The organism is Roseibium sp. MB-4 (assembly GCF_053005265.1).
The window spans coordinates 94,776-120,046 of sequence record NZ_JBRKQB010000002.1; the positions used below are offsets into that span (position 1 = coordinate 94,776).

Below are 25,271 nucleotides of genomic sequence, written 5' to 3' on the forward strand. Positions count from 1 at the left end.
ATTATGGATCCCGGAATTCCTAGTTCTTGACCCGGAACCCTTCATGGCACGACTTGCATGTCCCGAAGACTGGCCCCATCGCCGCTTTGAAAGCATCTAGATCGGCTGGTCCGGCGCGTCCGGCTGCTTCCATCGCAGTGCCCGTTGCAGCAGCGAACTTCGCGATCTCGGCATCAAATCCGGCCCGGTTGTCCCAGATCGCCGGAGCGGCTTCTGTGTCGCCCGCGTTTGATCCATCCGGGAAATAGTCTCCAAAAGTAAGGGAGGCTGCACGCATGGCGGCAATGGCCGCTTTTCCGGCAGCAGGCGAATAGGCGATTTCGCCCTTCATCAAGCCGCCGCCAAGGCCAGCAGCTGCACCAACGGACGACATGATCGCCTGCCGGTCACCAATTGGATCATCGTCCGCCTGGGCCGCTCCAAGGCTGGCTGCAATCGCGATCGAAACAATGGAAATGCACTTCGAAATGGTCCGCATGGTCCTCTCCTCACTGACAGGTCTCAGCTTTGCTCAAGCGGATCTGCGTGTGGGAGCGTCCATCCCGGCAGCCGCATAAGTCTAGGGGAGCGGAAAGTTGCGGGCGTTGCAAGCTTTGAAGTTTAACAACCGTTATCAAGAAATAGTGCGCAGACGCCTGCCAAGACAAAAAAGCCCCCGGTCTCGATTGAAGCCGGGGGCGGAAACATCGCAGAAGCGAAGGTTTACTTCGTTGCAGCTTCGTACATCTCCAGGACGTAGTCCCAGTTGATCATGTTGTCGATGAAGGCTTCCAGATACTTCGGACGCGCGTTGCGGTAGTCGATGTAGTAGGAATGCTCCCAAACGTCACAGCCCAGGATCGGGCTTGCGCCGTGAACCAGCGGGTTTTCACCGTTCGGGGTCTTCATGATTTCCAGTTTGCCGTCCTTGACTGCCAGCCATGCCCAGCCAGAACCGAACTGGCCGACGCCAGCTGCAATGAAGTCCGCACGAAACTTATCGTAGCCGCCAAGGTCGCTGTCGATCGCAGATGCCAGAGCGCCCGGCAGAGAGGTGCCGCCACCGTCTTTCTTCATCCACTTCCAGAAATGGATGTGGTTGTAGTGCTGACCGGCGTTGTTGAAGAGCGGTGCGTTTTTGCCGAAGCTTTCTTTCACGACGTCTTCCAGAGACTTGCCTTCCAGGCCGCTGCCAGCGAGCAGCTCATTGCCTTTGGTGACATAGGCCTGATGGTGCTTGTCGTGGTGAAACTCGAGTGTTTCTGCAGACATATACGGGGCCAAAGCGTCATAAGCATACGGCAGATCAGGCAATTCAAAAGACATGGCAAACTCCTCATGTGTTCTATGAACAGCGGTGCTGACCAAAACGGCCGCGTACCGTGTTGAGCCGCAAAATAGGTTCGTCACCTGCGCTCGGCAAGGCGCGTTTTGAAAATAAAGAAAAATTTTCTTTGTTTTATCGCTTGTCCGGCTGAAATGCGTTCCGGATCAACCGGGAATCGAAGTTGAGCGGCATCTCCCCCTCGACGGCGTAGATATAAAGCGCAGCCCGCAAGATGGCGCTGAGCGTGGTCACCACGACAGACCCGATGAGGATCAGGGTCACGCCCACAGTGGCCAAACCACTGCCCAAAGCCTGGTTTTGCTCAAAGGAAAAGATCCCAAGCATCAAGATTGGCATCGCCACAATCAAAATCAGGAAATTCAAAGCCCCCAAGCCTATATGTCCAACCAGCGCCTCGCCCCAGGTTTTTCGAACGGCTTGAACTGATCGCTTGATTGCGGTCACCGGACCGACACCATCCACCACCAAAATCGGCACGGCGAAATACGTGGCAACAGCCCAACCGGCCCCGAGCAAGTTGATGAAAAAGCGCATCAGCCCCTTCAACCGGCTTTCAAGAAGCTGCAGAACCCAACCGACAAATGCTGTCACCAAGGCCCAAAGCAGGATCTGCGGCAGTCGGCGCATGGACAGGCTGAGACCGTCCATGACCGTCGGATCTCCCCCGGCGAACCGGATCAGGGCACAGCCAAGAAGCGCCGCGTTGAAAAAGATCATGATGAAGTAATTGATGAACAGGAAAACGAACATCAGCGCCCAGAACCGAGGATCCTGATCCGGCTGCTCGCTGTCGAAGATGCTCTGGAAGAAAGCTTGAAGTTCGGGCGTCGTGTAAATCGCCCAGCCTCCGGACCCAATCACAAGAGCAAGTGCCAAGGCGCTCATGATCGGAAACAAGAGCATCTCCTTGTCAAGGAGCAACACTTTCCAGCAAGCCGCCCCAAGCGCCAGGGCCCGTTCCAGTTTCTCAATCATGTGTGGTTCCGTTCGACGTACAAATCGACACGGTACGTAACCACATCTTCCGTTAAGGAAGCCCGAAGACAGACACTTCACACTTCAGATGCGCCCGCGTCCATCCACAGACATCGGCCGACCTGGCGGTTAGTTTAGTTGTTCTAGCGGTGCGCTCAGGGCAAGAATCCGCCTGTTACACCATTTGATTCGTTGAGTTTTTCCAAGATGGGCAGTGTTTATCCTGGCGCGGTGAGGCCAGCCCTGTGGCTGTTTGCTTTTACGATTATCGCTGCGTCGCAGCCCCAACAGATCCAGGCGGCTGACGTTCGGGTTGTTGACGGAGATACGCTCGTTGTGAACGGAGAGCGGGTCCGCCTTGAAGGAATTGATGCACCCGAACTCGCCCAAACCTGCCTCACGTCTGCGGGTAAAAGCTATCGATGCGGCCTAACCGCCAAAGAGCACCTGCAATCGCTGATAAAGCAGGGTGATGTCACGTGCAGGGGAAATGAAACCGACGCCTACGACCGGAAACTCGCCACCTGTTTTTCCGGCAACAAGAACCTGAACAAAGCCATGGTCGCAGATGGTCAGGCATATGCGTTCTTGCGATACTCTGATGCCTATCGGACCGAACAGGAAATGGCTCGGCTGAATGGCGCAGGTCTTTGGGCGGGCATTGCTGAAGCTCCTTGGGACTTCAGGCAGCAAAAATGGCAAGTTGCAGGGTCAAAAGCACCGGCAGGCTGTCCAATCAAGGGGAACATTTCGGCGCGCGGACGGATCTACCACACACCCTGGTCACCGCACTACAGCCGGACACGAATCAACGAGGCTGCGGGAGAACGATGGTTCTGCTCCGAAGAAGAAGCAGTTGCGGCTGGCTGGCGTTCACCACTGAGCTAATGCAACGCTTATTCTACTTTGTTCCTGAGGTCATGCCCCCAAAGCCGGTTTCAAGTTGTCATTGCGTATTCGGTAAACCAGGGTCGGATTGACCCTTGTCACCCGACGTTGTGAGATGACGATTGAACAGCTCCCTCGCCTCACGGCCGGCTGGTGAGTTCTCAAAACACACATAAAGACTGTGGTTGATCAGCAGCTTTTCGTGAAACTGCAAACTATCCGCCACAAAGGCCACACCAGCGTCTTCGGCCTTCAAATAGTTGAAGACATTTTTGTCGATCACAATGGCATCAGCCCGCCGAGCGGCGACCTTCAAGATATTCTGTGTGTCGTTTTCAGCCAGTTCTCCGATGATGTCCCCGTCTGCGATCATCTGATCGAGCTTTGCTTCATTCACATAGCCTCGAACCACGCCGATGACGAAGGATCGCAAGTCATCGTGCGTTTCCCAGTCGAAAGAGCTGTTTAATGGTGTCAGAAACCCAACCGGGCTTTCGCCGAAAGGTTTTGAAAACAGGCACCGGTCTCCGTCGGCTTCCGCGTCTATGTCAGCCGAATAATACTCTGGATAAACACCGATCCAGTTCGGGTCATCAGCGGCAAGCATGATTGCGCGGTTCCAGGGAAACAGTTGAACATCAACTTCTATCCCAGCCTTCGCAAACGTTGACCGCACCGTGTTGGTATTCGGTCCCTCGCCAGTCGCTTCTACGTACGGCGGCCAGTGAAGCGTGGTCAGCCTCAGCGTGTCAGACGCAAAGGACAGCGAAGACGTTGCAATGATCAAGGCACTTAAGGCCAATGCGCAGCGCATTAAATTCTCTCGGTTATGATCCGTATTACACCGCGGGTAATCGGAACTGTCTGGAAAGCGCAGCGTGCCGCGCCTTCCATGTTTTAGTGAGCTCTTTGGCGCTCGTCAGAGAGCGGAGTTGAACTTGTCCCGCGCGGCCTTTCCGGCATCGGAGTTTTCGAAGCAGATGAAAAGACCGTGTTCAATGAGCAGATTGTCGTTGAACTTCAGATCACCGGCAACCTTGGCAACAGCCGGATCGTTCTGCGCAAGATGCTCAAAAACCAGCTTGTCAATCACGCCTGCAGCAGAACGGCCGCCCGCGACTTTCAGAATGTTCTGCGAATCGTCGTCAGCTTCCTCTACCGCGATGTCGCCAGCTGCCACCATGCTGTCGAACTTCTCTTCATTGTTGTATCCCCGAACAACGCCGATCTTGTGCGCTTTCAAATCGTCATGGGACGACCAGGAGAAGTCTGAATCCTTGCGTTGAACGAACCCAACCGGGCTAACACCGAAAGACTTTGAAAACAGGCAACGGTCGCCACCCTTTTCCGCATCGCTGTCTTCGGCATAATACTCAGGGTAAACGCCGATCCACTCAGGGTCCTTTTGCGCCAGGTTGATCGCCCGGTTCCAAGGGAAAACAGCTACTTCAGCGGAAATTCCTGCCTTTTCAAACGCTGCCTTGACAGCGTCCGAGCTCGGACCGCTGGCATCAGCCATCACGTAAGGCGGCCATTCCAGCGTCGTGAGTTTTACGGTCTCGGCCTGAGCGGCCAAGGGGCTCATGAGAAAGGCTGCGGTCGCAGTAGCCAATAAAAGACGCATGTGTTCGTCCTGCCTTAAATTTAATAGTGTTTCGTGCTCACGAGTGAGCCTGCCAACACTACGAACGAACAATGAATAAGAAATTTCCGAAGTGAAACCATGTCGCTTTTACGCACGTTCAGTGCCGCGAATATTTGTTTTAACTGTTAATAATACTTATCTGCACACCAGACAATTTGATTAGACACAATCTTGCCCCCCTTTCAGATGGAGGCTTGCAGGGCCATAAACCGGCATCTACAACCAATTTTGGATATTTCCGCCCGCCGTTCCAGACACAAGACATCATTCCATGAAACAGTCCTTTTGGAGTTCGGTTTGCCTCGCGCTTGGTGGGTTGCTGGCACTGGCCGCGGCCATGGGCATTGGACGGTTCGTCTACACCCCGATTCTCCCCTCCATGGCCGAGGGCATCCCGCTGACGCCGAGTGCGGCCGGACTGATCGCATCTGCGAATTTTCTCGGTTATCTGACTGGCGCTCTTATTGGCGCATCCCGTTTTTTGGGCGGAACACCCAGAACCTGGTTCCTTGCTGGGCTCGCGCTCAGTGCTCTGACGAGTGCAGCCATGGCCCTCACCAGTGATGTGTGGTTCTTCATGATGATACGCTTCATCAGTGGCCTGGCCAGCGCCTTTGTTCTCGTTTTTTCGACAACTCTTATATTGGAACGGCTGACCACAGCCGGTCACAGCGCCCTGTCTGCAGTGCATTTTTCTGGAGTTGGTATTGGCATTGCCCTCTCCGCTGTCCTGATCGCGGCTCTCAATCACAACGCTGCGGACTGGCAAACCTTATGGCTTGCAAGCGGACTAGCGATCGCAATCCTTTTGGCCGGGGCCATTGTTCTCGTTCCGGCAAGATCAAACGCTTCACCGACGGCGTCGGCAGATGGCAATCGCACCCCAGAAGACGGCCAACGCACCTGGTCTCCAACGGTCATCCGTCTGGTTGCCGCTTATGGTCTGTTTGGATTCGGGTATGTCATCACCGCGACTTTTGTTTCGGTCATGGCACGCACGACCCCGTCCCTGACAGACATCGAGCCTTATGTCTGGCTGGTTGTTGGTCTGTCGGCAGCGCCATCAATCTATGTTTGGAACTTGATCGCCGCCAAACTCGGTGCCCGCCGAGCCTTCGCGTTGGCATGCCTAGTAGAAGCAGGCGGCGTCGCGATGACAGCGGTCAGCACCTCACCAGCCATCTTTCTGATCGGAGCAGCGCTTCTGGGCGGAACCTTTATGGGCATCACAGCCCTTGGCCTTGCCGAAGGACGCCGTTTGACGGCAGAGGCCGGGACGGCCGCAGTTCGCCAGATGTTGGCAACCCTGACAGCCAGTTTTGGCCTGGGTCAGGCGGCAGGACCATGGATCGCCGGGCAATTGCATGGCGTGACGGGCTCCTTCCAGGCACCATCCATTGCCGCAGCCATCGCTCTTGTGATCGCGGCCGCTCTTGCCGGGCTATGAGCTACTGCAAAGCGCTCCTCACCAAAAAATGATCGAATTTTATCTAAATTGAAAACGTGTGATTTAAAACACGTCAGATGGAGAATTCCGCCGCTACATTCCGCGTCACAGTCAATGACGACTGCAAATGACTTGGGAGAAAGATATGAAACTTGTAAATTCGATTATTAAAACTGCAGCACTTGCAGGTTCTATTTCATTCGGCGCTAGCGCAGCATTTGCTGCACCACCAAGTGATGGATCAACACTTGGCGAATGCTACAATAACTGGATTTCTCATTGTAACCAGACCACACCGGGCTACCCGAACAGCTGTTACGATGAAGTTTTGAACCATTGCGACAGCGTGCATAGCGCAAGCGTTGGAACACTCTCAGGCTACAAGGTCAAATCCATGCAACGCTCCGCTCTTACGAAAGCCAAGCGTGCCAACACGACACTCGTTGCCCCGAAGGTTCAGCCGGTTCGCGTTCAGAACTGACCGGGCGCTACAGCTCAACAAAAAGCCCTGCAATGGACGCATTGCAGGGCTTTTGTCTGTTCAATTGAGCGGCCCCAATCAGGCGTGGGAGAACTCCCAATAAAGGTCCCGTGCCCGAGCGGCAATCGGACCTGGCTGCAGATCACGCTCTTCGATCCGATTGACCGGCGTCACCTTGTTGTAATTGCCCGTTGAGAAGATTTCATCGGCTTCCAAAAACTCGTCATAATCGAGTGTGCGCTCAAAAACGTCATATCCGGCAGACCGCAGCAGATGAATGACGCGCTGGCGGGTGATCCCGTTCAAGAATGTACCGTTCGGCGCCGGAGTATGAACTTTCCCATCCTTCGCCATGAAGATGTTCGCAGAGGTCAATTCGGCAACATTGCCCAGCATGTCGCGAACCACGGCATTGTCGAAGCCCCGCCCTTTGGCCTCCAGCATCGCACGCGCATTGTTCGGATAAAGGCACCCGGCCTTTGCATTGACCGGCATGCATTCCATGGTCGGACGGCGGAACGGGGAAAGCGTGATACTGGACGCTGCATCCTTCGGTGCCATGGGTGCGTCGAACAGACACAAACAGAACCGTGTGCTGTCCGGATCACCGCTGATGACACCCGGCCCGTCACCTTCGACCCAGTACATCGGTTTGACGTAGATCTGCTTGTCGCTGCCGAACTTGGCACAGCCTTCCTTGGTCAGCTCCACCATCTCCCCAACCTTCATGGTTGGCTTCATGCCGAGAGCGACTGCGGAATCGTTCACCCGTTGGCTATGGAGATCGATATCCGGCATCACGCCATCGAAAAAACGGGCGCCATCAAAGACGCTTGACCCGAGCCAGGAAGCGTGGGTTCGCGGGCCCATGATCGGCGGATTCCCTTCGTGCCAAGTCCCGTCAATCCAGGTCCAGGTGTCGCTCCAGCCGCTCATCGTTCTCCCTTTCGATCATTCTGGGTGTTTGTTATCCGTGACCGGACAGAACACCGCCACCGCCCGCGGGTCAATAGCTTACCCACAACATCTGGATCGCAAGTCATATTATTCCTCCAGCTGACTTTCTGGGACCGGAATCGGTCTCATGATCACGCAAACCAGGATATTTCTTCCAGACGAGTTTATTGCGATTGAGCAGGATTGGCGTCCCACTTATCGCCAATGAACAATTTCTTTGAGGCGCGAATTTGCGATCGGCGCTTGCAAGAATACCGTGCCCTAGATAATTTGTTCCCTCTTTGTTCGTTAATTTGGAGAAGCTTGTAATGGATCAGCGCATTTCAATGATCACGCTCATTGTTCCCGATATCATGACAGCACGGGCTTTTTTCGAGACCGGATTGGGGTGGCAGGTGAATGCCGCGCCCTCCCCGCATGTCGTGTTTTTCCAGATACCTGGCGGCGTGTTTGCACTCTATGATCGCAGCGCGCTTGAGGACGAGATCGGCAGAAAGGTCACGGATGCACCCTTCGGTGCAATGACATTGGCATGGAACGCCAAAGAGCGCGGTGATGTCGACGCGATGTTTGAAAAGGCGGTTGCTGCAGGTGCCAGCCCGATAAAAAATCCTCAAGAGGCGTTCTGGGGAGGATATTCCTCCTACGTTGAAGTTCCCGGCGGGCATCTGCTGGAAATCGCATTCAACCCGTTCTGGACCGTCAACGACGACGGCTCCGTGCAGCTCCCTGAGGCCCAGCCGTGACGGGATGGCAACGGCGATGAACATTTGATTTTATTCATACGGCTTTTGCTTGACCTTGTTCCAGGTTCAAGGTTCTCTGCCGCGTTCGTGTATTTCTCATGCTGAAGGATCCGTTATGGCTCACGCCGCTTATGTCTTTGACGCTTATGGAACTTTGTTTGATGTGCATGCCGCTGTGCGCAGACATGCAGCCAAACTGGGTCCCGATGCGCAACGGCTGTCCTCTCTGTGGCGTGAGAAGCAGCTAGAATATTCCTGGGTGCGGGCCTTGATGGGCCAGTACAAGGATTTCTGGGAATTGACCCAGGAGGGTTTGGACACCGCGTTTGCGCTGGTCCCAACCGCTGATAAGTCGATGAAAGACGACCTGCTGAATGCGTACTGGGAATTGGATTGCTATCCGGAAGTCCCGCAGGTTTTGACGGACTTGAAAGCAACGGGTGCCAAGATCGCGATCCTGTCCAACGGGTCACCGGCCATGCTTGACGCAGCGGCCAAAGCCGCGGGTCTCACCGAATTGTTTGACGAGATCTTTTCCGTCGATGAGCTGCGGACCTTCAAGACCAACCCGCACACCTACGAAATGGTGACGACCCACTTCCGCATCTATCCGGAAGAAGTCTCCTTCCAGTCTTCCAATCGATGGGATGTTGCCGGTGCAACCGCGTTTGGCTTCCGGACGGTCTGGATGAACCGCACCGGAATGCCAGATGAATACTCCGACCTTGCCCCAAAGGCAGTTCTCGCAGATCTGACCGGCCTGGCAGCTTTGGGCTGATCGGGTCGTCATCGCTGACAGATAACTTTTCAAAATGGATAGTTTCCATTACGCTCATCTAAATTGATAGTAGAACCGATTATTTCCAAAAAAGAAAAAATATTTATCTTAGATCGCATAGTTGCCGAACTTTGAAACTGTCCTATCCTTTTATCTTGCTGGGAGATAAAAACTGAGGGCAATCTACTAACCCGTTAGATTTGTTGAACATTCGCAGCATTGCTTTGAACAATAAAAAAACGGGCACATTCCACGGCACGGTTGGGAGGCCTGCCGAAACGCTCTTCAGATGATCTCTCCCAAGCGAATTGGGAGGAATTTATGACGAAGCTTACGACCCGCCGCGACGCACTTCGCGGCATTGCGGGCGCTGGCGTTGCCGGTGCCGCGACTCTTGCAGCCCCGCACATCGCGACCGCCCAAGGGCAAACGACCACCTGGAAGATACAGACCTCTTGGCCAGGCGGCGCTGGCCTGCAGATCTTCAAGGATTGGTGCGCAACAATCGTCGAGAAAACTGGCGGCGAATTGGCGTTCCAGCCGTTCGGCGCGAACGACGTGGTCGGTGACTTTCAGCTCTATGACGCGGTGAAAAACGGTGTTCTTGACGCCGTAAACCCGTTTACGATCTACGCGCAGGGCATCATTCCAGCGGCAACATTCTTAACATCCATCCCGCTTGGCCTGCGCAACCCGCATGAATTTGATGTTTTCTATTACGGCCTCGGCGGCATCGATATCGCCCGTGAGCTGTACGAGAAACAAGGCATGAAATTCGTCGGCCCGGTACACCACGGCCCGAACATTATCCACTCCAAGGTTCCGATCCGGTCTATCGATGACTTCCGCGGCCGCAAGATGCGCTTGCCGGGCGGCATGGTTGCCGAGGTCTTCACCGAGATTGGCGCGGAAACAACGGTTCTGCCGGGGTCCGAGATTTTCCCCGCGCTTGAAAAAGGCACCATCGACGTTGCCGACTATGTCGGTCCGGCAGTCAACTATGCCCTCGGGTTCAGCCAGGTTACCGACTACATTGTCATGGGTCCTCCAGGGTTCATGTCGCTCTACCAGCCGGTCGACATCATGGACATCACCGTCGGCATGGACGCCTGGAACAAGCTCAGCCCGCAGATGCAGCAGTTCGTCGAGATGGAAACACATGTTTACTCCGACGCACACCATGCTGCGATCCAGAAAGCCGACCAAGACGCTTGGGCGAAGTTCGAAGCAGACGGCACGGAAGTTACCCGCCTGACGCAGGACGACGTCGAGCTGATGACCGAGGTCGCTGTTCCGATCTGGTTCAACTATGCAAACCGCGACGCAGACAGCGCCCGTGTGTTCAAAATGCAGCTCGACTACATGATGTCCGGCTCGCTGGGCTATGTGGATCCGTCGTTGACGGAAGGCCTTGAGCTGAAGCTCTAAGCCACAAACCGGCTCCGTAGGAAGTCACCAAGTCCGCGCAGGAAACTGCGCGGACCTCTCACCTCGACGTTAGGTTCGCCGAACAACTATGCACGCCACCCTGAGCTGTGCGGCTTTTCTTAAAGCCGGGCGGTAACAGGTGTCAGGGCAGACGCCTCCTCGCGTGGAGACTGCGACTGCCCGGGGGAAGGACAAGGCATGCCTCAATTGGATTTCACTCTGCCGCACTGGGCCTACTGGCTCGGCCTGATCCTGTTTCCGATCATCGCGGCAACTCTGGCCAAGCGGCCAAAACCCAAAGAACGGAAATATTCAACCGTTCTGGGCTACTTCATCTTGGTAACCGGCGGCATATTAGGACTGCACAGGCTTTACCTCAAAAGCATGATCGGCCTGCTCTATATCCCGGTCTTCATTGTCATTCTTTTTGCCAATTCCCAGGGGCAGGATGCCCGGTCGGTCGCCTCTGACATGTCCAACCTCGTTCGCCAGGCAGAACGGACACTTGACCGTGAAGGCGGCCGGGTCAGCTCTGCCGAAGCTGAACTGCCGGAAATGCGCCAAAAGCTCGCGGAAGCTGAAGCCGGAAGCTTTGCCGAACGGCGGGCCCAGCGCGATGTCCGTAGAGCCGAACAGAGGATCGAACAAGGCCGCGAACGCATGGCCGAGGCCGAAGCGGACCTGGAAACCGCACGGCCGGCAGCTGACGAAGCGCAAGCCAATCTGGAATTCTGGCAGAATATCGCGAAATATGCCTTCTGGCTTATCCTCGCCGGAGTGGCGATCGACGCGATCCTTCTGCCCGGCCTTGTGCGCAAGGCCAACGCCAACCTGCCGCCAGACCCTGAGCTCAGCGAAGCCGAACTCAAGCTGAAAGCCCTCGAAGAGGCAGAGCGGAAAGACGACGCGAGTTACGTGTCGAGCGGCTGGACCGGATGGATAGACCGGCTCTCGCTCTTCTGCGGCGAGTTTGTCGCCTACTGGGCTGTGATCGCGGTGATTGTCTACTACTTCGAGGTGATGAGCCGCTATGTCTTCGGCAGCCCCACGAACTGGGCGCATGAAGCGATGTATCTCATGTTCGGCATGCAATACCTGATTGCGGGCTCCTATGCGATGCTGACGGAATCCCACGTCCGGGTCGACATCTTCTACGCGCCACTTTCCAAACGCCGCAAGGCGATCGTGGATCTGCTGACATCGGTCTTCTTCTTCATCTTTGCCGGCACGCTTTTGGTGACGTCCTGGATTTTCGCGTTTGACGCGATTGCCGTTCCCTCAGGAAACTCCCTGATTTCGGATTGGGCCCGGGGCGAGATCGGCTTTGGAGAAGTCATCACAAGCTGGAACCTTGCGCAGTGGACTGACCCGAACATCCGCTGGGGCGAAATCAGCTTCAACGAGTGGGAAGTCCCCTTGTGGCCGATGAAAATGGTCATGATCATCGGCGGGCTGCTCTTGGTGCTTCAAGGCATATCAAAATTCGCGCAGGACCTCCGCGCGCTTGTGGGGAGGACCTAAAGAATGGGTCTTGAAATTGGCATTGAGTGGCTGACACTCATCATGTTCGGATCACTGCTGGTACTGTTGATGGCGGGCCTTCCGCTCGCCTTCGTGACCGGCGGCTTGGCCTGCGTGTTCCTGTTTATTTTAGGCGACGAACGCGCTCTTAACATTGTTCCGTCGCGCATCTTCCCGCTGATGACAAACTACCAGCTCTCGGCGATCCCCTTGTTCATCTTCATGGCGTCGATGCTGGAGCGAGCGGGCATCATCAACGACATGTTCGATGTCATCTACAAGGTGCTCGGGGGTGTTAAGGGCGGCCTGGCGGCCGCAACCATCATTGCGTCCACGGTTCTGGCAGCGATGGTGGGTGTCATCGGTGCGGCGGTCGTTACCATGGGCATCATCGCCCTGCCTGCCATGCTGAAACGTCATTATGACCCAAAGATCGCCATGGGATCGATCATGGCCGGGGGTACGCTCGGCATTCTGATCCCGCCGTCGATCCTTGCGATCATCTATGCCGTCGTGGCCGAACAATCCGTAGGAGAGCTGTTCATCGGGGCGGTTGTGCCGGGGCTGTTGCTCTCGGGCATGTACATTCTCTACGTGATCATTTCCTGCACGATCAGCCCTCAAAAAGGCCCGCCGATCCCGGAAGAAGAGCGCATTCCATTCAAGGAAAAAATGCGGCTCATGTCCGGTATGTCTGCGCCGATTGCACTGATCGCAATCGTACTTGGGGTCATCTTTACCGGTGTTGCAACGCCGGTGGAAGCGGCCGGGATTGGGACTTTCGGGGCCATCATCGTGGCGGCCATTCACCGGAACCTTGACTGGCAGACACTGCGCGAGGCCTCTCTGACAACCCTCAAGGCCTCCGCCATGGTCATCTGGATCATGTTCGGCGCAACCATCTTTGTCGGGCTCTATGTCCTGGAAGGCGGTCAGCAGTTTGTGCAAGGCGCTCTAGAAGCCACCGGCCTCGGCCCCTGGGGCATCCTGATCCTGATGCAAGTAGTGCTAGTGATCCTTGGCATGTTCCTCGATTGGGTCGGGATCCTGCTGCTGTGTGTGCCGATCTTCGTGCCGATCGTCAAAGCGCTCGGCGCAGCGGCCTTCGGGCTCGACAACCCGGACGACCTCGTCCTTTGGTTCGGGGTGCTTTATCTCGTCAACATGCAGATGAGCTTCTTGTCGCCACCGTTTGGCTATGCGCTGTTCTATCTGCGCGGTGTTGCGCCCCCGGACATCCCGATGACGGACATCTTCAAGTCCGCCCTGCCCTTCCTGGCGCTTCAAATCATCGGACTGGTCCTCTGTATGATGTTCCCGGGGATCATCACCTGGCTGCCAAATCTGGTCTATGGCTAGGAACAACTAAAACAAAAAGACCTACGGCTGCGCGTTTATCGATGCGCAGCCGTAGTTGTATTTCAAGGATTGAAGTCGTTAGAAGGCACGCGAAATACCGAGCATCAAACGATGGTTCCCGGCGGTACGCTTGGCCTGCGTTCCGGCAAAGGTGTCCTTGGTGTCGGCGATCCCGGTCAATGTGTAATCGGCGCGAAGCCGCCAGTTATCGTGCATGGCGACTTCAACACCGGCGCCAAGAACCGCACCAAGCCCGACCGAACTCTCGGTCCGGCCATTGGCCTTCAGGCTGTGATCAGTCGCAGCAACGCCGAGACTGATATACGGCATGAAGTTGTTGATTGGCAGACCGACCCGGGTCTTTGCAGTCACCGACCACTTGGACCCGGTCTCGATCGTGCCAAGCACCGGATGCTGACCTTTTTTCGTGTCACCAATATAGGTCGCAGCCCCTTCCACGCCCAAGATCACCCTGGAAACTTCCCAGTTGTAGCCGCCAAAAACACCAAACGCGGCATCGAAACGGGAATAGTCGTTCTTCTGACCGCCCGCTTTCACATCCGTGACTGTTTGAGACCCGCCGGCCTCAAATCCGAGATACGGTCCTGCCCAAATGGACCCGGCTGGAGCCATTGGAACAAAATCAGTTCCACCAGCAACTGGCATGTCGGCGGCTTTGGCTCCGCCGACCAGAACAGCCAAGGCTGCGCATAATACAAAGGGCTTTACCAGCCAATGCCTTGTATTCGGTAAGGAATTCCGGAGGCGCCGAAACGGTTTTGGCCGCGGCGAACAGCCATAAAAAACGCAACTATCGCGATTGGTAAAGGAACTTACCATGGGAGGTCTCACTTCGGTTATCTCGTCAAACCCGAAACACAACAATCAAAAATTATTGCGAAACGATAATTTTAAAAATCACAACGATGATTATTTTGTCAACTGCAATGTTTTGAGTTTGCGTTTTTTTTCAAAATGGGCTAGAGGCTCTTTTCGTCAAAGGGCAGCACTCACCCGCGTGCCAACATCTTCCTTGGCGGATGAACGCGCGCTGAATGCACTGGCCCAACGGCTCTGAGTTCGTAGAACTAATTGATTTATCGAAGTGTATTGGCCTTTTCCCAATCAAGGCCGGAGGAAATCATGACAGAGATGGAATGGTCCGAACGCGAGAAACGACTGACACGGATCAGGCGGGTATCTGCGTTCATGAAATGGATGGTCAGCGGAATTCTGCTCCTGATCTTAATTTTCGGCCTTATTGTGATTGTTGGGATTTCTCTGCCGAACGAGCTGATGATCGCACCTGACGAAACCATCGATTTCGCCGACATCGAACGTCCACTGGGCGAGATTCCTCAAATCCAGCGCTTCGGCTTGTCGATCGTATCCGGCATCGCATTTGTGCTTTTGATGCTGGCCGGCTGGAACATTCGCCAGGTTTTCAAGCGGTTCCAAAGCATGGAGTTTTTCTCTCCCCAAACCCTCGCAAGTGTCATTTCCTTTGGGGTCTGGCTCATTGCCTTTGCAACTTTTGACCTGATCAGCGATCCAGTTGGCTCGGTGCTTTTGACGTATGATTTTCCACCCGGCGAACGGTCAATTGATGTGACCCTGGATGGAGGGGAACTGTTCTTCTTTGTTCTTGGGGCCTTGATGCTGCTTTTTGGCTGGATCTTGCGGGAAGCAGCGCTCATCGCGGATGAAAACCGCCAATTTATCTGATTTGGGCCGAGGGATAAAAATGGTCGACGCATCCATCAATGAACAAAGCAAACGCCTGAAGCGCATTCGTATTGTCGCAAGACTGGTCAAGTGGATCGCAACCCTCTCCCTATTAATCACCTTGACGGTCGGGATCGGCCTGACCTTTGTGTTCCTTTTTCCTCAAGGGCCAGCGTGGAGCATCGACGAAACAATCTGGGTTGGCGAAGGTGAAAGAGCGCTTGCGGCCATCCCAATTGAACAACGGTTTATCCTGGCAGTGCTGCTGGTGGTCAACTTTGTGCTTGCTCTTGGAATCATTTGGGCGCTGCGATCGGTATGCCGGCATTTTGAAACTGGGGACTACTTTTCCCCGCAGGCTTTGGAAAATGTCTTTTCGCTCGGCGCATGGATGATTTCATTTGCGGTATTTGATATTGCCAGTGATCCGGTCGGGATCATGGTCGCGACACTTGATTATCCGGAAGTGGAGAGAGTCATTGACGTTTCCCTCGATGGCGGCGAAATTTTCACAATGATTCTTGGGGCGCTTATGTTGTTGTTTGGATGGATCTTTCGTGAGGCGGCCCTGCTTGCGGAAGAAAACCGGCAAATCGTCTAGCATCAACGCATCAGGGTCTCGAATATGCCGATCATTATCGAACTGGATGTGATGCTCGCCCGCCGAAAGATGCGGTCGAAGGAGCTTGCCGAACGGATCGGCATCACCGAGCAGAATGTGTCCCTGCTCAAGTCCGGAAAGGTGAAGGGCGTCCGCTTCGAAACTTTGGAAAAGATCTGCGAAGTTCTGGACTGTCAGCCGGGCGACATTCTGATCTACCAAGCGCCAGAAGATCCATAACCCGTCAAACTTTCATCAAATACATATGAAATTGCGCGGATTACTGTAATTTCATCGCAAATTTTGACAATTAAAACGCTCCGGGATTATTGCGCATCATATCCTTTGGAGCTCATTTCTTATGTATGCACCGTCAGTTACAGACAATACTGGAATACGGCTGGCACCGGCCTCCCGAACACGGTTGAGGCACGGAAAACTCCTCACAGTCGACAAAACCGACATTTGTGATTGCACACTTTACGACCTTCAGAACGGCGGGACGGGTGTCGTCATCCCGGACGCCGAAGCTGATCTACCCGACACGCTTTATGTCGCTGATACCAAGCTTGCGACCGTGAACTTGGCGAAGGTGCGCTGGCGTGTGGGTTCTAACTTGGGGGTTTTGTATCTGGAAAAGCCCGTTCAACTCAGCCTGAAGCAGTCAGCCAAAACAAAATAACCGGCTGCGTTCCCCGCAGCCGGTCCGAAATTTGATTGCCAATTACGTTTATTCGGCAGCCTGGGCCGGCGCGTAACCAAGCTGAACATTCAGCTTTTCAATCAACCCAACAGCTGCTTCCGCAATGACAGTCCCCGGCGGAAAGATGGCTGCGGCTCCAGATTTAAAGAGCTCATCGTAGTCTTGCGGCGGAACCACACCGCCCACGACGATCATGATGTCCTCCCGGCCCTCATCGGCCAGCGCCTTTTTCAGTGCTGGCACCAGCGTCAAATGACCTGCGGCAAGGGACGACACGCCAACCACATGGACGTCGTTCTCAACCGCCTGCCGGGCCGCCTCTTCCGGGGTTTGGAACAACGGGCCGATATCGACGTCAAAACCGAGATCGGCAAAGGCCGAGGCAATCACCTTCTGGCCGCGGTCGTGACCGTCTTGCCCCATCTTGGCAACGAGGATACGCGGACGCCGACCATCGTTGTCCTCAAACGTTTCTACGAGGCTTTGTACCTTTTCCATGGTGCCGGACATTGCGCCAGCCTCCCGCTTGTACACTCCTGAGATCGATTTGATCTCCGCTTTATGCCGGTCGAAGACCTTCTCCATTGCGAACGAGATTTCTCCGACGGTCGCCATCGCCCGCGCAGCCTTGACGGACAGATCCAGAAGATTGCCATCGCCGGTTTTCGCACATTCTGTCAGGGCATCGAGCGCAGCTTGCGTCTCCGCCTCGTTGCGCTCTGCGCGCAGGCGTTTCAGCTTGTCGATTTGCGCCGCCCGTACAGTCGCATTGTCGACTTTGAGAACGTCGATGGCCTGTTCACTCTCCGGTTTGAACTTGTTGACACCGACAACCGTTTGCGCACCGCTGTCGATCCGCGCCTGGGTTTTGGCCGCCGCTTCTTCGATCCGAAGCTTGGGAATACCCTTTTCAATGGCTTTTGCCATGCCGCCAAGCTCTTCGACTTCGCGGATGTGCGCCATAGCCTTCTCGGCCAAATCGGCGGTCAGTTTCTCCACATAGTATGATCCGCCCCAAGGGTCGATAACCTTGGTGGTGCCGCTCTCCTGCTGCAGGAAAAGCTGTGTGTTCCGGGCAATCCGGGCAGAAAAGTCTGTCGGCAGCGCCAGCGCCTCGTCCAGCGCATTGGTGTGCAGCGACTGGGTGTGCCCCTGTGTCGCTGCCATTGCTTCCACACACGTACGGATGACGTTATTGAAGACATCCTGCGCCGTGAGCGACCAGCCGGAAGTCTGAGAGTGGGTGCGCAGAGATAGGGATTTTGGGTTCTTCGGCTGGAAGTTTTCTTCCATCAAGGTCGCCCAGATCAGGCGCGCAGCGCGCAGCTTTGCAACTTCCATGAAGAAGTTCATGCCAATCGCCCAGAAGAACGACAGACGCGGCGCAAACTGGTCAATGTCCATGCCAGCCGCGACACCGGCGCGGGCATATTCGATGCCGTCCGCAATCGTGTAGGCGAGCTCCAGATCCGCCGTCGCACCCGCTTCCTGCATGTGATAGCCGGAAATGGAAATCGAGTTGAACCGCGGCATGTTCTGTGAGGTGTAGGCGAAGATGTCGGAGATGATCTTCATCGACGACTTCGGCGGATAAATGTAGGTATTGCGGACCATGAACTCCTTCAGAATGTCGTTCTGAATGGTGCCCGAGAGATCCTTTTGATCAACGCCCTGCTCTTCCGCTGCAACGATGTAAAGCGCCAGCACCGGCAACACTGCGCCGTTCATGGTCATGGACACACTCATCTTGTCCAGCGGGATGCCGGAAAAGAGCGTGCGCATGTCATAGATCGAATCGATCGCAACACCGGCCATGCCAACATCACCCGAGACACGCGGATGATCGCTGTCATAGCCCCGGTGCGTGGCAAGATCGAAAGCAACCGAGAGACCCTTCTGACCAGCAGCAAGGTTCCGCCGGTAAAACGCATTTGAATCTTCGGCCGTCGAGAACCCAGCATATTGGCGCACAGTCCAAGGCTGCTGGACATACATCGTGGGATACGGCCCCCGCATGAACGGCCGAAGACCCGGCCAGGTGCCGATATGTTTCAGATCGGCAATATCGTCCGCACTGTATGCAGCAGCAACATCGATGCCCTCAGGAGTGGTCCAGGCCGCCTCGTCCCCGGCATTGGCCGCGCCAAGCGCGTCCTGAAACGGAACCTTGGAATAATCCGGAACCCGGCTCATGCTTGGCCCTCCAGTTCTTGTTCTGCTGAAGCGCTTGGGAGCCCCAAGAGGCTGTGCGCGTCACGAAGCAGTTCCAATATATCACAACCGGCAAAAACGAAGGTTCCGACACCGGCAGAACGATAAGCGGCTTCCTTGTCGCCCGGCTTTCCTGCAAGGTAGATGTGTTTGGCCCCGCCATCGGAAAGGGCTTTCGCGGCAACTTCGGCCTCATTTTCGTAAACAGCGTCTGACGACACGATGCACACCAGCGCTGCGCCACTTTCCTTGAAAGCGTCCGCCATTTCGTCAACAGATCCATAGACAGCCGCTTCACTTGCCTTCAAACCGCCGGCTGCGAATGCGCTGGCCAGCCACGTGGCACGAGCCGTGAACTGCGCGAGCGGGCCAAGGGTCGCCAGGAAGATGCTTGGGGCCTGTCCCGTTGCCTTTTCGTGTACGTCCGCGGCAGCCCGGAGCGCCTCAAAAGGTTCGGCATAGCGCCACCCGTCGTCTGAGTTTGCCTTAGCGAGCACTTCCACGGTTTTCTCGCCAAGATTTGGGAACTCACTGACGCCCGTGATCGGGCGTTTGCGCCGGGCGATATCCTTTTCGATTTTTGCTCTGGTTTCGGCGATATACTTGTCTATCAATCCGCTTTTGCGCGCAGCAAGCAATCCACCCGCTGCCTCGATTTCTTGGAAGAATGCCCATGCAGCTGCACAGAGTTGATCCGTGCGCGCCTCAATCGCTCCAGAACCCGCGGACGGATCCATGACCTTCGCCAGGCTGCTTTCTTCCAAAAGCATCGACTGGGTGTTGCGCGCGAGCCGGCGGGCGAACGCATCCGGCAAACCGATTGCTTCTGTGTGCGGCAATACACAAACACTGTCAGCTCCACCGACACCGGCTGCAAAAGACGCCACCGTGTTGCGGAGGAGGTTCACCCAAGGGTCGCGCTGGGTCAGCATTCGCCGGGAGGTGGCCATATGCAGATCGGCAGGATCTTGCTTCACGCCGGCACCTGCCAAAACGGATGCCCAGAGTTTCCTTATGGCCCGGGCCTTTGAGATTGTGCCGAACTGATCAGCATCTGCGACCAGAGTGATCGAAATCCGAGCCGCCCATTCTTCGGGCTCAAGCCCCACATGTTCCAGAGCGCGTATGTGCGCAACAGCAGAGGAGAGCACGAGCGCTAGCTCTTGCGCATCGCTCGCGCCTGCATTGTGCCAGGTTTGCCCGTCCGCGGTCAGCAGGCGCAGCGGACTGCCACACGCTACACTTTCTTCTGCCACAACCTTCAGCGCTGAGAGGTCAGCCCCATCAGTCTCTGCAGCTGAATTCGGATCATAGGAGGCGGTGAGAGGCACGGTCGCAGGCTCAATACCGGCGGATGTCAGATAGCTAAGGAACTCGCTAATGACCCCGAGTGTCTGGCTTCCTGCGTCGATGCGGGTTTCGATCAGGTCTGGAAGCACGCCAGCATAAAGTCGGGCAAAGTCACGCGCGGTTTTTATTTGGATACCTCGACCGGTTCCCAATCCAATTGGATCCAAGACAAGATCCAAACCGCTAGCGCCACCTTCCAAGTCCTGCAGGATTTGCGCATTGGCAACCGAAACGTCGGGAAGGTCGATCCGCTGTGATATGGTCCAGGCACCCGGCTTAGCTCGCAAAGCCCGGGCTGGCTGGTCGGTGCGGTTGGCGTAAAGCGGCTGGACCGGCAGACCGTCATCGGTGAGAGATGTCAGTCTATCCCTCGGAGCTCCTTTCAGAGCCTTGTCGACCGCAGACCACCAGGCCTCTTCATCGGCAGTGTAGAAATGATCTGGCCCAGAAAAACTAAGTGGCATGGATACAGTCTCCCTTGCCGGCGTTTTTAGTCTGCAGGTTAAGCCTAAGCAACTCAGCATAAAGGGTAAGACTAATCAGAAGAAAGCCGCAAAGCACAAGTCTCCGCGATCCCACCAACCTCCAGAAGCATATTTGGAGCTGATTCCTTGACATAATTAATTAGGGGTTAAAAACAATTAATATTGATATTTTTTACAATATACAAGAAGATGAAAAACAACTCCTGATAAACAATTCAGTAATTTATACACCCCTTCCCGCTGGGGAAATGCAAACAAAATGGCATATAAAGCCAACTTGCAGGTTTTTCCATATTGGTACGATCATCAATTGTATTGTAGCGTGAGTTTGTTGACGCATGGGAAGTTCTATCCACGGAAGAACAACAAATGTCCCACCAAATAAATGCGCGACGCTTCGAGTTTGGCTGGGGGCAGGTCACCTGTGCCATGCGCGAATTAACCCATCAGGATCGCCAACAGCGTGTCTGTGGCGTGTCCAAAAAAGTGGCTTTCAAGCCGCAAAGGATGTGCACAATGCTTGATCAAACCGAATTGAAAAATAAACTGAGAGCGATCTCTGAGGCCAACGCGGCCCATCATGTTCTGGACATTTTGGAATCGAACCTTCGGCGTATGGGGGCAACCCATATCCTGATAACCGGTCTGCCGATGCCCAACCGTCCGATCGACAACCTAGTGCAGCGCTTCCGCTGGCCGGATCAACGCAATGATGGCATCGAGAGCACGTCTCTGTCGGCAAATGACAGTGCCTTGATGCTCGGGCTGGGCTCAAACCGGGCCCGCATCTGGACGATCACTGCCGGTGACATGGAGCATTCCGATCTCATGGCCTCCGCTGGAGAGGGAAGCCAGATTGTCGTCGTGCCTGTTACCGAGCTTTACCCGTTCCAGGCATTTGTTTTTGCCAGTGGACCGGCCCTGCAGGTCAGCAAATATGATCTTTCCAATCTTGAGGCACTGTCGGCAGCAGCATTCTCGCGCCTGCGTGAACTCGGTGTGGTCTCTGGCCAACGCCCGGGCGCTCTGTCGACCCGCGAGCGCAAGGTTCTCGAACTGACGGCCTACGGCAAAACCGCCGGTGAGATCGCAGATGTTCTGGATATCTCCCAGAGGACAGTCCATGCGCATTTGCAAAATGCCAGCGTAAAGCTGAATGCATCCAACAAGACCCACACAGTGGTTGAGGCTCTGCGTTACGGACAGATCAACGTCTAGCAAACTTACCAAGGTGCCTGACTTGGCACCTAGACCTGACTGCTGACAAATGCCCCGTGGAGTTACCGCGGGGCTTTTTTTAATACGATTGCAGAGATGTGACGGTTCGAGACCTACAAATCGATCGAAGTCATGCGAAACCATCTTCAATCAGAGATGTTGCACGCCAGTTTTTCAAGGCACTGTCAAGATCAGTCTCGAAAACGTACCCCGATGAGTTGAGCTTCGACGGAACAATGTTCGTCGATACGACCAACTTCTGAATACGCGCCCGGTTAATGCCGTTCCTGATGCCAAACGCATTCAGGAATTCAAACGGCAGGCTCGCCAGCTTCATCAAAGGCAAGGGAACAACGCCCCGGGGCCGAGACAAGCCACCGGCTCGCTCAAAACTCTGGCAGATTTCTTCAATTGTGTACGGGTGCGGATAGCAGAAGTTATAGAGCGATTGCCCTTCCTCGTGCCCCAGCATGAAATCGAAGGACCGGATCAATTCATCAACATAACCACACGCTTTGATCGTGTCCTTGCGGCCTGGATAGAGGAAGAACCCCTTTTTTAGGGCACCAGCGAGCCGGGTGAAGTTGCCGTTTTCTCCAGCACCGAAGACGACTGCCGGCCTGGAAATCACCAGTTTACGGTCCGGTGCTTCTTGCTGCCAACTTTGCTGGATCTGCTCGGCTAAAAGCTTGGACCATCCGTAGGCGGATTGCGGCGCGGTAGGAGTGGTTTCTTCTTTCGGTGCCTCATCGGGGCCATACACTGCGATCGAGCTGGTAAAGACGATCTTTTTGACACCTAATGCCCGTGCGAACTCGCAGATATGCGTCGCCCCGGCCACATTCGTTTCATAATACTCATGCGTTTCATGGCCAGGCGTCCGGTGGATAGCTGCAAGATTGTAGATAACATCAGGGGCCTGACACAGATCCACGGGCAGCGGCCGGCGAATATCTGCGATTTTGTAATCGACTGTCTCGACCGATGCGCGCGGGGCGACCAGATCAACGCTCACCAGTTCCTTGAACTTGCCGCTTTCTTTCAAGGAAAGAAGCAGGTGGGACCCGATAAATCCGGCGCCGCCAAAGACTACAGCCCGCGACATGCTTTTCCCTCATCCTGAATTCGACCTAGTCAGAAAGCCCTAAAGACCTGAATAAATTACTGACAAATACGAAACGTTATCGTCAAAACTGCGCCTGACAGAATTGTTACATGAGGCATTCTTGAGTTTTACACGCAAGAGTTCAGATGAAGTCGAAATGCACCACCAGACCGCTCCTAAACCTGCTGGCTTTTGGCTGGACCTCAGGAACAAAATATGGTTTCACGCAGCGCCTAGAGCTTTGCCCAACCCCAAAGGTGCCTTGTCTTGAAGATTTCCGAAACCGACATCCTGCTCATTCCCGGCTACGGCAAAACCCTGCCGGGCCATTGGTTGTTGCGCTGGCAGGACAAGATGCCAACCGCGCGCGTTGTGGCTCAAAGAGAACTGCATCGGCCAAACAAAAAAGACTGGGTGGACACGCTGGTCAAAGAAGTCGAGGCCTGTCAACGACCGGTTGTCCTTGTTGCCCATTCGCTGGGCTGTATTCTTGTTGCGCACGCTGTGCATGCTTTAAGCGAAAAGGTCCGCGGTGCCTATCTTGTTGCACCCTCCGATTGGGATCGCGACCGCCTCGTTCCGGAGTTTGACGGCGGTGACTTCAAACCGGTGCCAACTCATCCCCTCACCTTCCCGGGCCATCTTGTCGCGAGCCAGAACGATCCTTTCTGCGATTATGAGCGGGCCCAGGATTTTGCGAACGCCTGGGGCACAACGTTCCAGGATGCCGGCGAAGCGGGCCATATCAATCTGGAAAGCGGGCACGGCCCATGGCCGGAAGGCATGATGTCCTTTGCCCACTTTATGAAGAAACTCGGCTAAATCGGCGAAATTCTCTTAAGTTCGCTTCGCCCTCAAGCCTGTATTCACTGCCTCGCCATCAGTATACCTCAATAGCTGGCTGCGGGCCCTGATCCGGTTGCCGCATCGACCTCTTGAAGGTGGGCGCGCGCCGCCTCATCGAACATCATCATGTCTGTGCCGTGGGCCATAAGCCTGAATCCTTGGGCGATGGCCTCCTCAACTTTTGCCGCACCAATGCAAAAGATACCGGCGATCTTCCCCGCCGCTTTCGCTCGGGCTGCGATTTCGCCGCAAACCCGGGCCGTCTCCTCGCCGTTCGGATCCAGTTTTTCGCCATTTGACAGAGCCAGCGACAGATCGCTTGGTCCAACAAATACTCCGTCCAGACCCGGCACCGCCAAGATGTCATCCAGAGCATCAACCGATGTGCGCGTTTCCACCATCGCAAGTGCCAGCGTTTGTTCGTTCGCAGTTTCCAAGTAGGCATCCGGCGTCTGCTGGTTGAGCATAACCACTCGGAACGGTGCCCAGCTGCGTTCTCCAACAGGCGGGTACTTGACGGCCTTCACAAAGGTTTCGGCATCTGCGCGGGAATTGATCATTGGAGCAATGAGGCATTCTGCGCCCATGTCCACCAATCGGCTGGCAGTTGCATTGTCGTCCACGGGGATTCGCGCAATCCGGTGAGCCCCGCCAAGCGCCAAAGCCGCAAAGCCATCACTGGCAGACTTGAAGTCATGCATTCCGTGCTGAAGGTCCAGTGTGACCGCCTCATAGCCACTTCTTGCAAAAAGCTCCGCTACAATCGGAGCCGCCAACATGGACCAGCCTGTAATCACCGGCTGTCCGGAGCGCAGTTTGTCGGCAAGGGTCTTCGGCTCGGTCACGGTCGTCTCCTCCTGATTGGCCACCATCAGACAAGGATCTCGAGCCGTCCGCAAGCCGGATATGTGCCTCATCCGTACGGGTCCAGCCAACAAACAAAAATGCCCGCCGGTTTCGGCGGGCATTTCAAATTCGATAGAGACCAGTTCGATCGGCTGATCAGCCTTCGTTTTGCAGCTGATCCACGGCGGTTGCCATCAATTCGTCCATGGTGCGGCGAATCTGGTGATCCGACTGATCGACATTGTTGGCATCAAAGTCTGCGCGGATTTTGCGGAAAACGTCTTCGTCACCCGGCTCTTCGAAGTCAGCCCGGACAACTTCCTTGGCATATTCTTCGACCTTCTCGCCTTCGTATCCGAGAAGCCCTGCAGCCCAGAGGCCCAGCAGCTTGTTGCGGCGGGCGGTTGCCTTGAACCGCAGCTCCTCGTCATGCGCGAATTTGTTTTCAAATCCCTGCTCGCGCTTGTCGAATGTGCTCATGCTTCTACGTCTCCTGAACTGCGGTGCACATCCCCAATATGGGGATCATTTGGCTCTTTCAATATCCCCCACCGCTTCGCAAATCAACGTAGTAGCGACACGGATTGGCCAAAAGCATGACATTCCCCGGAAATTCGCACAAAACATAA

The 25,271-nt window shown here is 55.2% G+C and carries 27 protein-coding genes; 15 read left to right on the forward strand and 12 right to left on the reverse strand.

Features of this window, described 5'->3' with window-relative positions:
• Positions 1 to 19: 19 nt before the first annotated feature.
• The 3 genes from ACVDG4_RS11530 to ACVDG4_RS11540 all read right to left on the reverse strand — a co-directional run bounded on the left by ACVDG4_RS11530 (position 20) and on the right by ACVDG4_RS11540 (position 2,302).
• A complete protein-coding gene (locus ACVDG4_RS11530) occupies positions 20 to 478 on the reverse strand; it encodes a c-type cytochrome (RefSeq protein WP_133946717.1) in 459 nt (152 codons plus the stop codon).
• 224 nt (positions 479 to 702) lie between these two features.
• Positions 703 to 1,305, reverse strand: coding sequence for a superoxide dismutase (locus tag ACVDG4_RS11535; RefSeq protein WP_008192782.1), 603 nt, complete (start codon positions 1,303 to 1,305; stop codon positions 703 to 705).
• A 133-nt stretch (positions 1,306 to 1,438) separates the two neighbouring features.
• On the reverse strand, positions 1,439 to 2,302 hold the full coding sequence (locus ACVDG4_RS11540) for a DUF6159 family protein (protein ID WP_428524438.1): 864 nt from the start codon (positions 2,300 to 2,302) through the stop codon (positions 1,439 to 1,441).
• A 207-nt stretch (positions 2,303 to 2,509) separates the two neighbouring features.
• Here ACVDG4_RS11540 and ACVDG4_RS11545 point away from each other — a divergent pair, with 207 nt between their 5' ends.
• A complete protein-coding gene (locus ACVDG4_RS11545) occupies positions 2,510 to 3,190 on the forward strand; it encodes a thermonuclease family protein (protein WP_409692385.1) in 681 nt (226 codons plus the stop codon).
• Positions 3,191 to 3,248: 58 nt separating this feature from the next.
• Here the strand turns inward: ACVDG4_RS11545 and ACVDG4_RS11550 are convergent, their stop codons facing one another.
• Positions 3,249 to 4,004 carry a substrate-binding periplasmic protein gene (locus ACVDG4_RS11550; RefSeq protein ID WP_447235187.1) on the reverse strand — a complete coding sequence of 252 codons (756 nt, stop codon included), beginning with the start codon at positions 4,002 to 4,004 and terminating at the stop codon, positions 3,249 to 3,251.
• Between the two features lie 105 nt (positions 4,005 to 4,109).
• Positions 4,110 to 4,814: a substrate-binding periplasmic protein gene (locus ACVDG4_RS11555; protein WP_409692389.1), complete on the reverse strand. Its 705-nt coding sequence runs from the start codon at positions 4,812 to 4,814 to the stop codon at positions 4,110 to 4,112.
• 292 nt (positions 4,815 to 5,106) lie between these two features.
• On the opposite strand from ACVDG4_RS11555, the gene ACVDG4_RS11560 reads away from it, so the two are divergent.
• Positions 5,107 to 6,282, forward strand: a complete 1,176-nt coding sequence (locus tag ACVDG4_RS11560) for a YbfB/YjiJ family MFS transporter (protein ID WP_447235188.1) — start codon at positions 5,107 to 5,109, stop codon at positions 6,280 to 6,282.
• 145 nt (positions 6,283 to 6,427) lie between these two features.
• A complete protein-coding gene (locus tag ACVDG4_RS11565) occupies positions 6,428 to 6,763 on the forward strand; it encodes a hypothetical protein (protein WP_447235189.1) in 336 nt (111 codons plus the stop codon).
• A gap of 78 nt (positions 6,764 to 6,841) precedes the next feature.
• Here ACVDG4_RS11565 and ACVDG4_RS11570 read toward each other — a convergent pair whose 3' ends face one another.
• A complete protein-coding gene (locus ACVDG4_RS11570; protein ID WP_447235190.1) occupies positions 6,842 to 7,699 on the reverse strand; it encodes a branched-chain amino acid aminotransferase in 858 nt (285 codons plus the stop codon).
• A 329-nt stretch (positions 7,700 to 8,028) separates the two neighbouring features.
• On the opposite strand from ACVDG4_RS11570, the gene ACVDG4_RS11575 reads away from it, so the two are divergent.
• From ACVDG4_RS11575 to ACVDG4_RS11595, 5 genes are all read left to right on the forward strand, one after another.
• Positions 8,029 to 8,466, forward strand: coding sequence for a VOC family protein (locus tag ACVDG4_RS11575; RefSeq protein ID WP_447235191.1), 438 nt, complete (start codon positions 8,029 to 8,031; stop codon positions 8,464 to 8,466).
• A 115-nt stretch (positions 8,467 to 8,581) separates the two neighbouring features.
• On the forward strand, positions 8,582 to 9,244 hold the full coding sequence (locus ACVDG4_RS11580; protein ID WP_447235192.1) for a haloacid dehalogenase type II: 663 nt from the start codon (positions 8,582 to 8,584) through the stop codon (positions 9,242 to 9,244).
• A gap of 321 nt (positions 9,245 to 9,565) precedes the next feature.
• Positions 9,566 to 10,672 carry a TRAP transporter substrate-binding protein DctP gene (gene dctP / locus ACVDG4_RS11585; RefSeq protein WP_447235193.1) on the forward strand — a complete coding sequence of 369 codons (1,107 nt, stop codon included), beginning with the start codon at positions 9,566 to 9,568 and terminating at the stop codon, positions 10,670 to 10,672.
• 198 nt (positions 10,673 to 10,870) lie between these two features.
• Entirely contained in the window at positions 10,871 to 12,193 is a 1,323-nt protein-coding gene (locus ACVDG4_RS11590) for a TRAP transporter small permease subunit (RefSeq protein ID WP_447235194.1), read from the forward strand.
• A gap of 3 nt (positions 12,194 to 12,196) precedes the next feature.
• Positions 12,197 to 13,552: a TRAP transporter large permease gene (locus ACVDG4_RS11595; protein WP_133946705.1), complete on the forward strand. Its 1,356-nt coding sequence runs from the start codon at positions 12,197 to 12,199 to the stop codon at positions 13,550 to 13,552.
• Positions 13,553 to 13,630: 78 nt separating this feature from the next.
• Here ACVDG4_RS11595 and ACVDG4_RS11600 read toward each other — a convergent pair whose 3' ends face one another.
• Complete coding sequence (locus ACVDG4_RS11600) at positions 13,631 to 14,254, reverse strand: outer membrane protein (protein ID WP_447235195.1); 624 nt, start codon at positions 14,252 to 14,254, stop codon at positions 13,631 to 13,633.
• 136 nt (positions 14,255 to 14,390) lie between these two features.
• Here ACVDG4_RS11600 and ACVDG4_RS11605 point away from each other — a divergent pair, with 136 nt between their 5' ends.
• The 5 genes from ACVDG4_RS11605 (at position 14,391) to ACVDG4_RS11625 (ending at position 16,560) form a co-directional block, all read left to right on the forward strand.
• Positions 14,391 to 14,630: a hypothetical protein gene (locus ACVDG4_RS11605; RefSeq protein ID WP_447235196.1), complete on the forward strand. Its 240-nt coding sequence runs from the start codon at positions 14,391 to 14,393 to the stop codon at positions 14,628 to 14,630.
• A 65-nt stretch (positions 14,631 to 14,695) separates the two neighbouring features.
• A complete protein-coding gene (locus tag ACVDG4_RS11610) occupies positions 14,696 to 15,277 on the forward strand; it encodes a DUF2975 domain-containing protein (RefSeq protein WP_422022583.1) in 582 nt (193 codons plus the stop codon).
• Positions 15,255 to 15,878, forward strand: a complete 624-nt coding sequence (locus ACVDG4_RS11615; protein WP_447235197.1) for a DUF2975 domain-containing protein — start codon at positions 15,255 to 15,257, stop codon at positions 15,876 to 15,878. The genes ACVDG4_RS11610 and ACVDG4_RS11615 overlap by 23 nt, the downstream gene beginning before the upstream one ends.
• A gap of 24 nt (positions 15,879 to 15,902) precedes the next feature.
• Complete coding sequence (locus ACVDG4_RS11620; RefSeq protein ID WP_008189941.1) at positions 15,903 to 16,118, forward strand: helix-turn-helix domain-containing protein; 216 nt, start codon at positions 15,903 to 15,905, stop codon at positions 16,116 to 16,118.
• A 121-nt stretch (positions 16,119 to 16,239) separates the two neighbouring features.
• The gene (locus ACVDG4_RS11625) at positions 16,240 to 16,560 is read left to right on the forward strand and encodes a hypothetical protein (RefSeq protein ID WP_133946701.1); all 321 of its coding nucleotides are present in this window, start codon (positions 16,240 to 16,242) and stop codon (positions 16,558 to 16,560) included.
• Positions 16,561 to 16,608: 48 nt separating this feature from the next.
• Here ACVDG4_RS11625 and scpA read toward each other — a convergent pair whose 3' ends face one another.
• A complete protein-coding gene (scpA, locus tag ACVDG4_RS11630; protein ID WP_447235198.1) occupies positions 16,609 to 18,774 on the reverse strand; it encodes a methylmalonyl-CoA mutase in 2,166 nt (721 codons plus the stop codon).
• Positions 18,771 to 20,606, reverse strand: coding sequence for a methylmalonyl-CoA mutase subunit beta (locus ACVDG4_RS11635; protein ID WP_447235199.1), 1,836 nt, complete (start codon positions 20,604 to 20,606; stop codon positions 18,771 to 18,773). Before ACVDG4_RS11635 ends, scpA begins: the two co-directional genes overlap by 4 nt.
• Before the next feature lie 537 nt (positions 20,607 to 21,143).
• Here ACVDG4_RS11635 and ACVDG4_RS11640 point away from each other — a divergent pair.
• Complete coding sequence (locus ACVDG4_RS11640; protein WP_133946698.1) at positions 21,144 to 21,845, forward strand: helix-turn-helix domain-containing protein; 702 nt, start codon at positions 21,144 to 21,146, stop codon at positions 21,843 to 21,845.
• A 130-nt stretch (positions 21,846 to 21,975) separates the two neighbouring features.
• On the opposite strand, the gene ACVDG4_RS11645 is transcribed toward ACVDG4_RS11640, so the two are convergent.
• Entirely contained in the window at positions 21,976 to 22,950 is a 975-nt protein-coding gene (locus ACVDG4_RS11645; protein ID WP_447235200.1) for an NAD-dependent epimerase/dehydratase family protein, read from the reverse strand.
• 267 nt (positions 22,951 to 23,217) lie between these two features.
• On the opposite strand from ACVDG4_RS11645, the gene ACVDG4_RS11650 reads away from it, so the two are divergent.
• Positions 23,218 to 23,772 carry an RBBP9/YdeN family alpha/beta hydrolase gene (locus ACVDG4_RS11650; RefSeq protein WP_447235201.1) on the forward strand — a complete coding sequence of 185 codons (555 nt, stop codon included), beginning with the start codon at positions 23,218 to 23,220 and terminating at the stop codon, positions 23,770 to 23,772.
• 68 nt (positions 23,773 to 23,840) lie between these two features.
• Here the strand turns inward: ACVDG4_RS11650 and ACVDG4_RS11655 are convergent, their stop codons facing one another.
• Both ACVDG4_RS11655 and ACVDG4_RS11660 read right to left on the reverse strand, forming a co-directional pair.
• A complete protein-coding gene (locus ACVDG4_RS11655) occupies positions 23,841 to 24,641 on the reverse strand; it encodes an HpcH/HpaI aldolase family protein (protein ID WP_447235202.1) in 801 nt (266 codons plus the stop codon).
• Between the two features lie 157 nt (positions 24,642 to 24,798).
• Positions 24,799 to 25,122 carry a DUF1476 domain-containing protein gene (locus ACVDG4_RS11660; protein WP_133946694.1) on the reverse strand — a complete coding sequence of 108 codons (324 nt, stop codon included), beginning with the start codon at positions 25,120 to 25,122 and terminating at the stop codon, positions 24,799 to 24,801.
• Positions 25,123 to 25,271 lie beyond the last annotated feature (149 nt).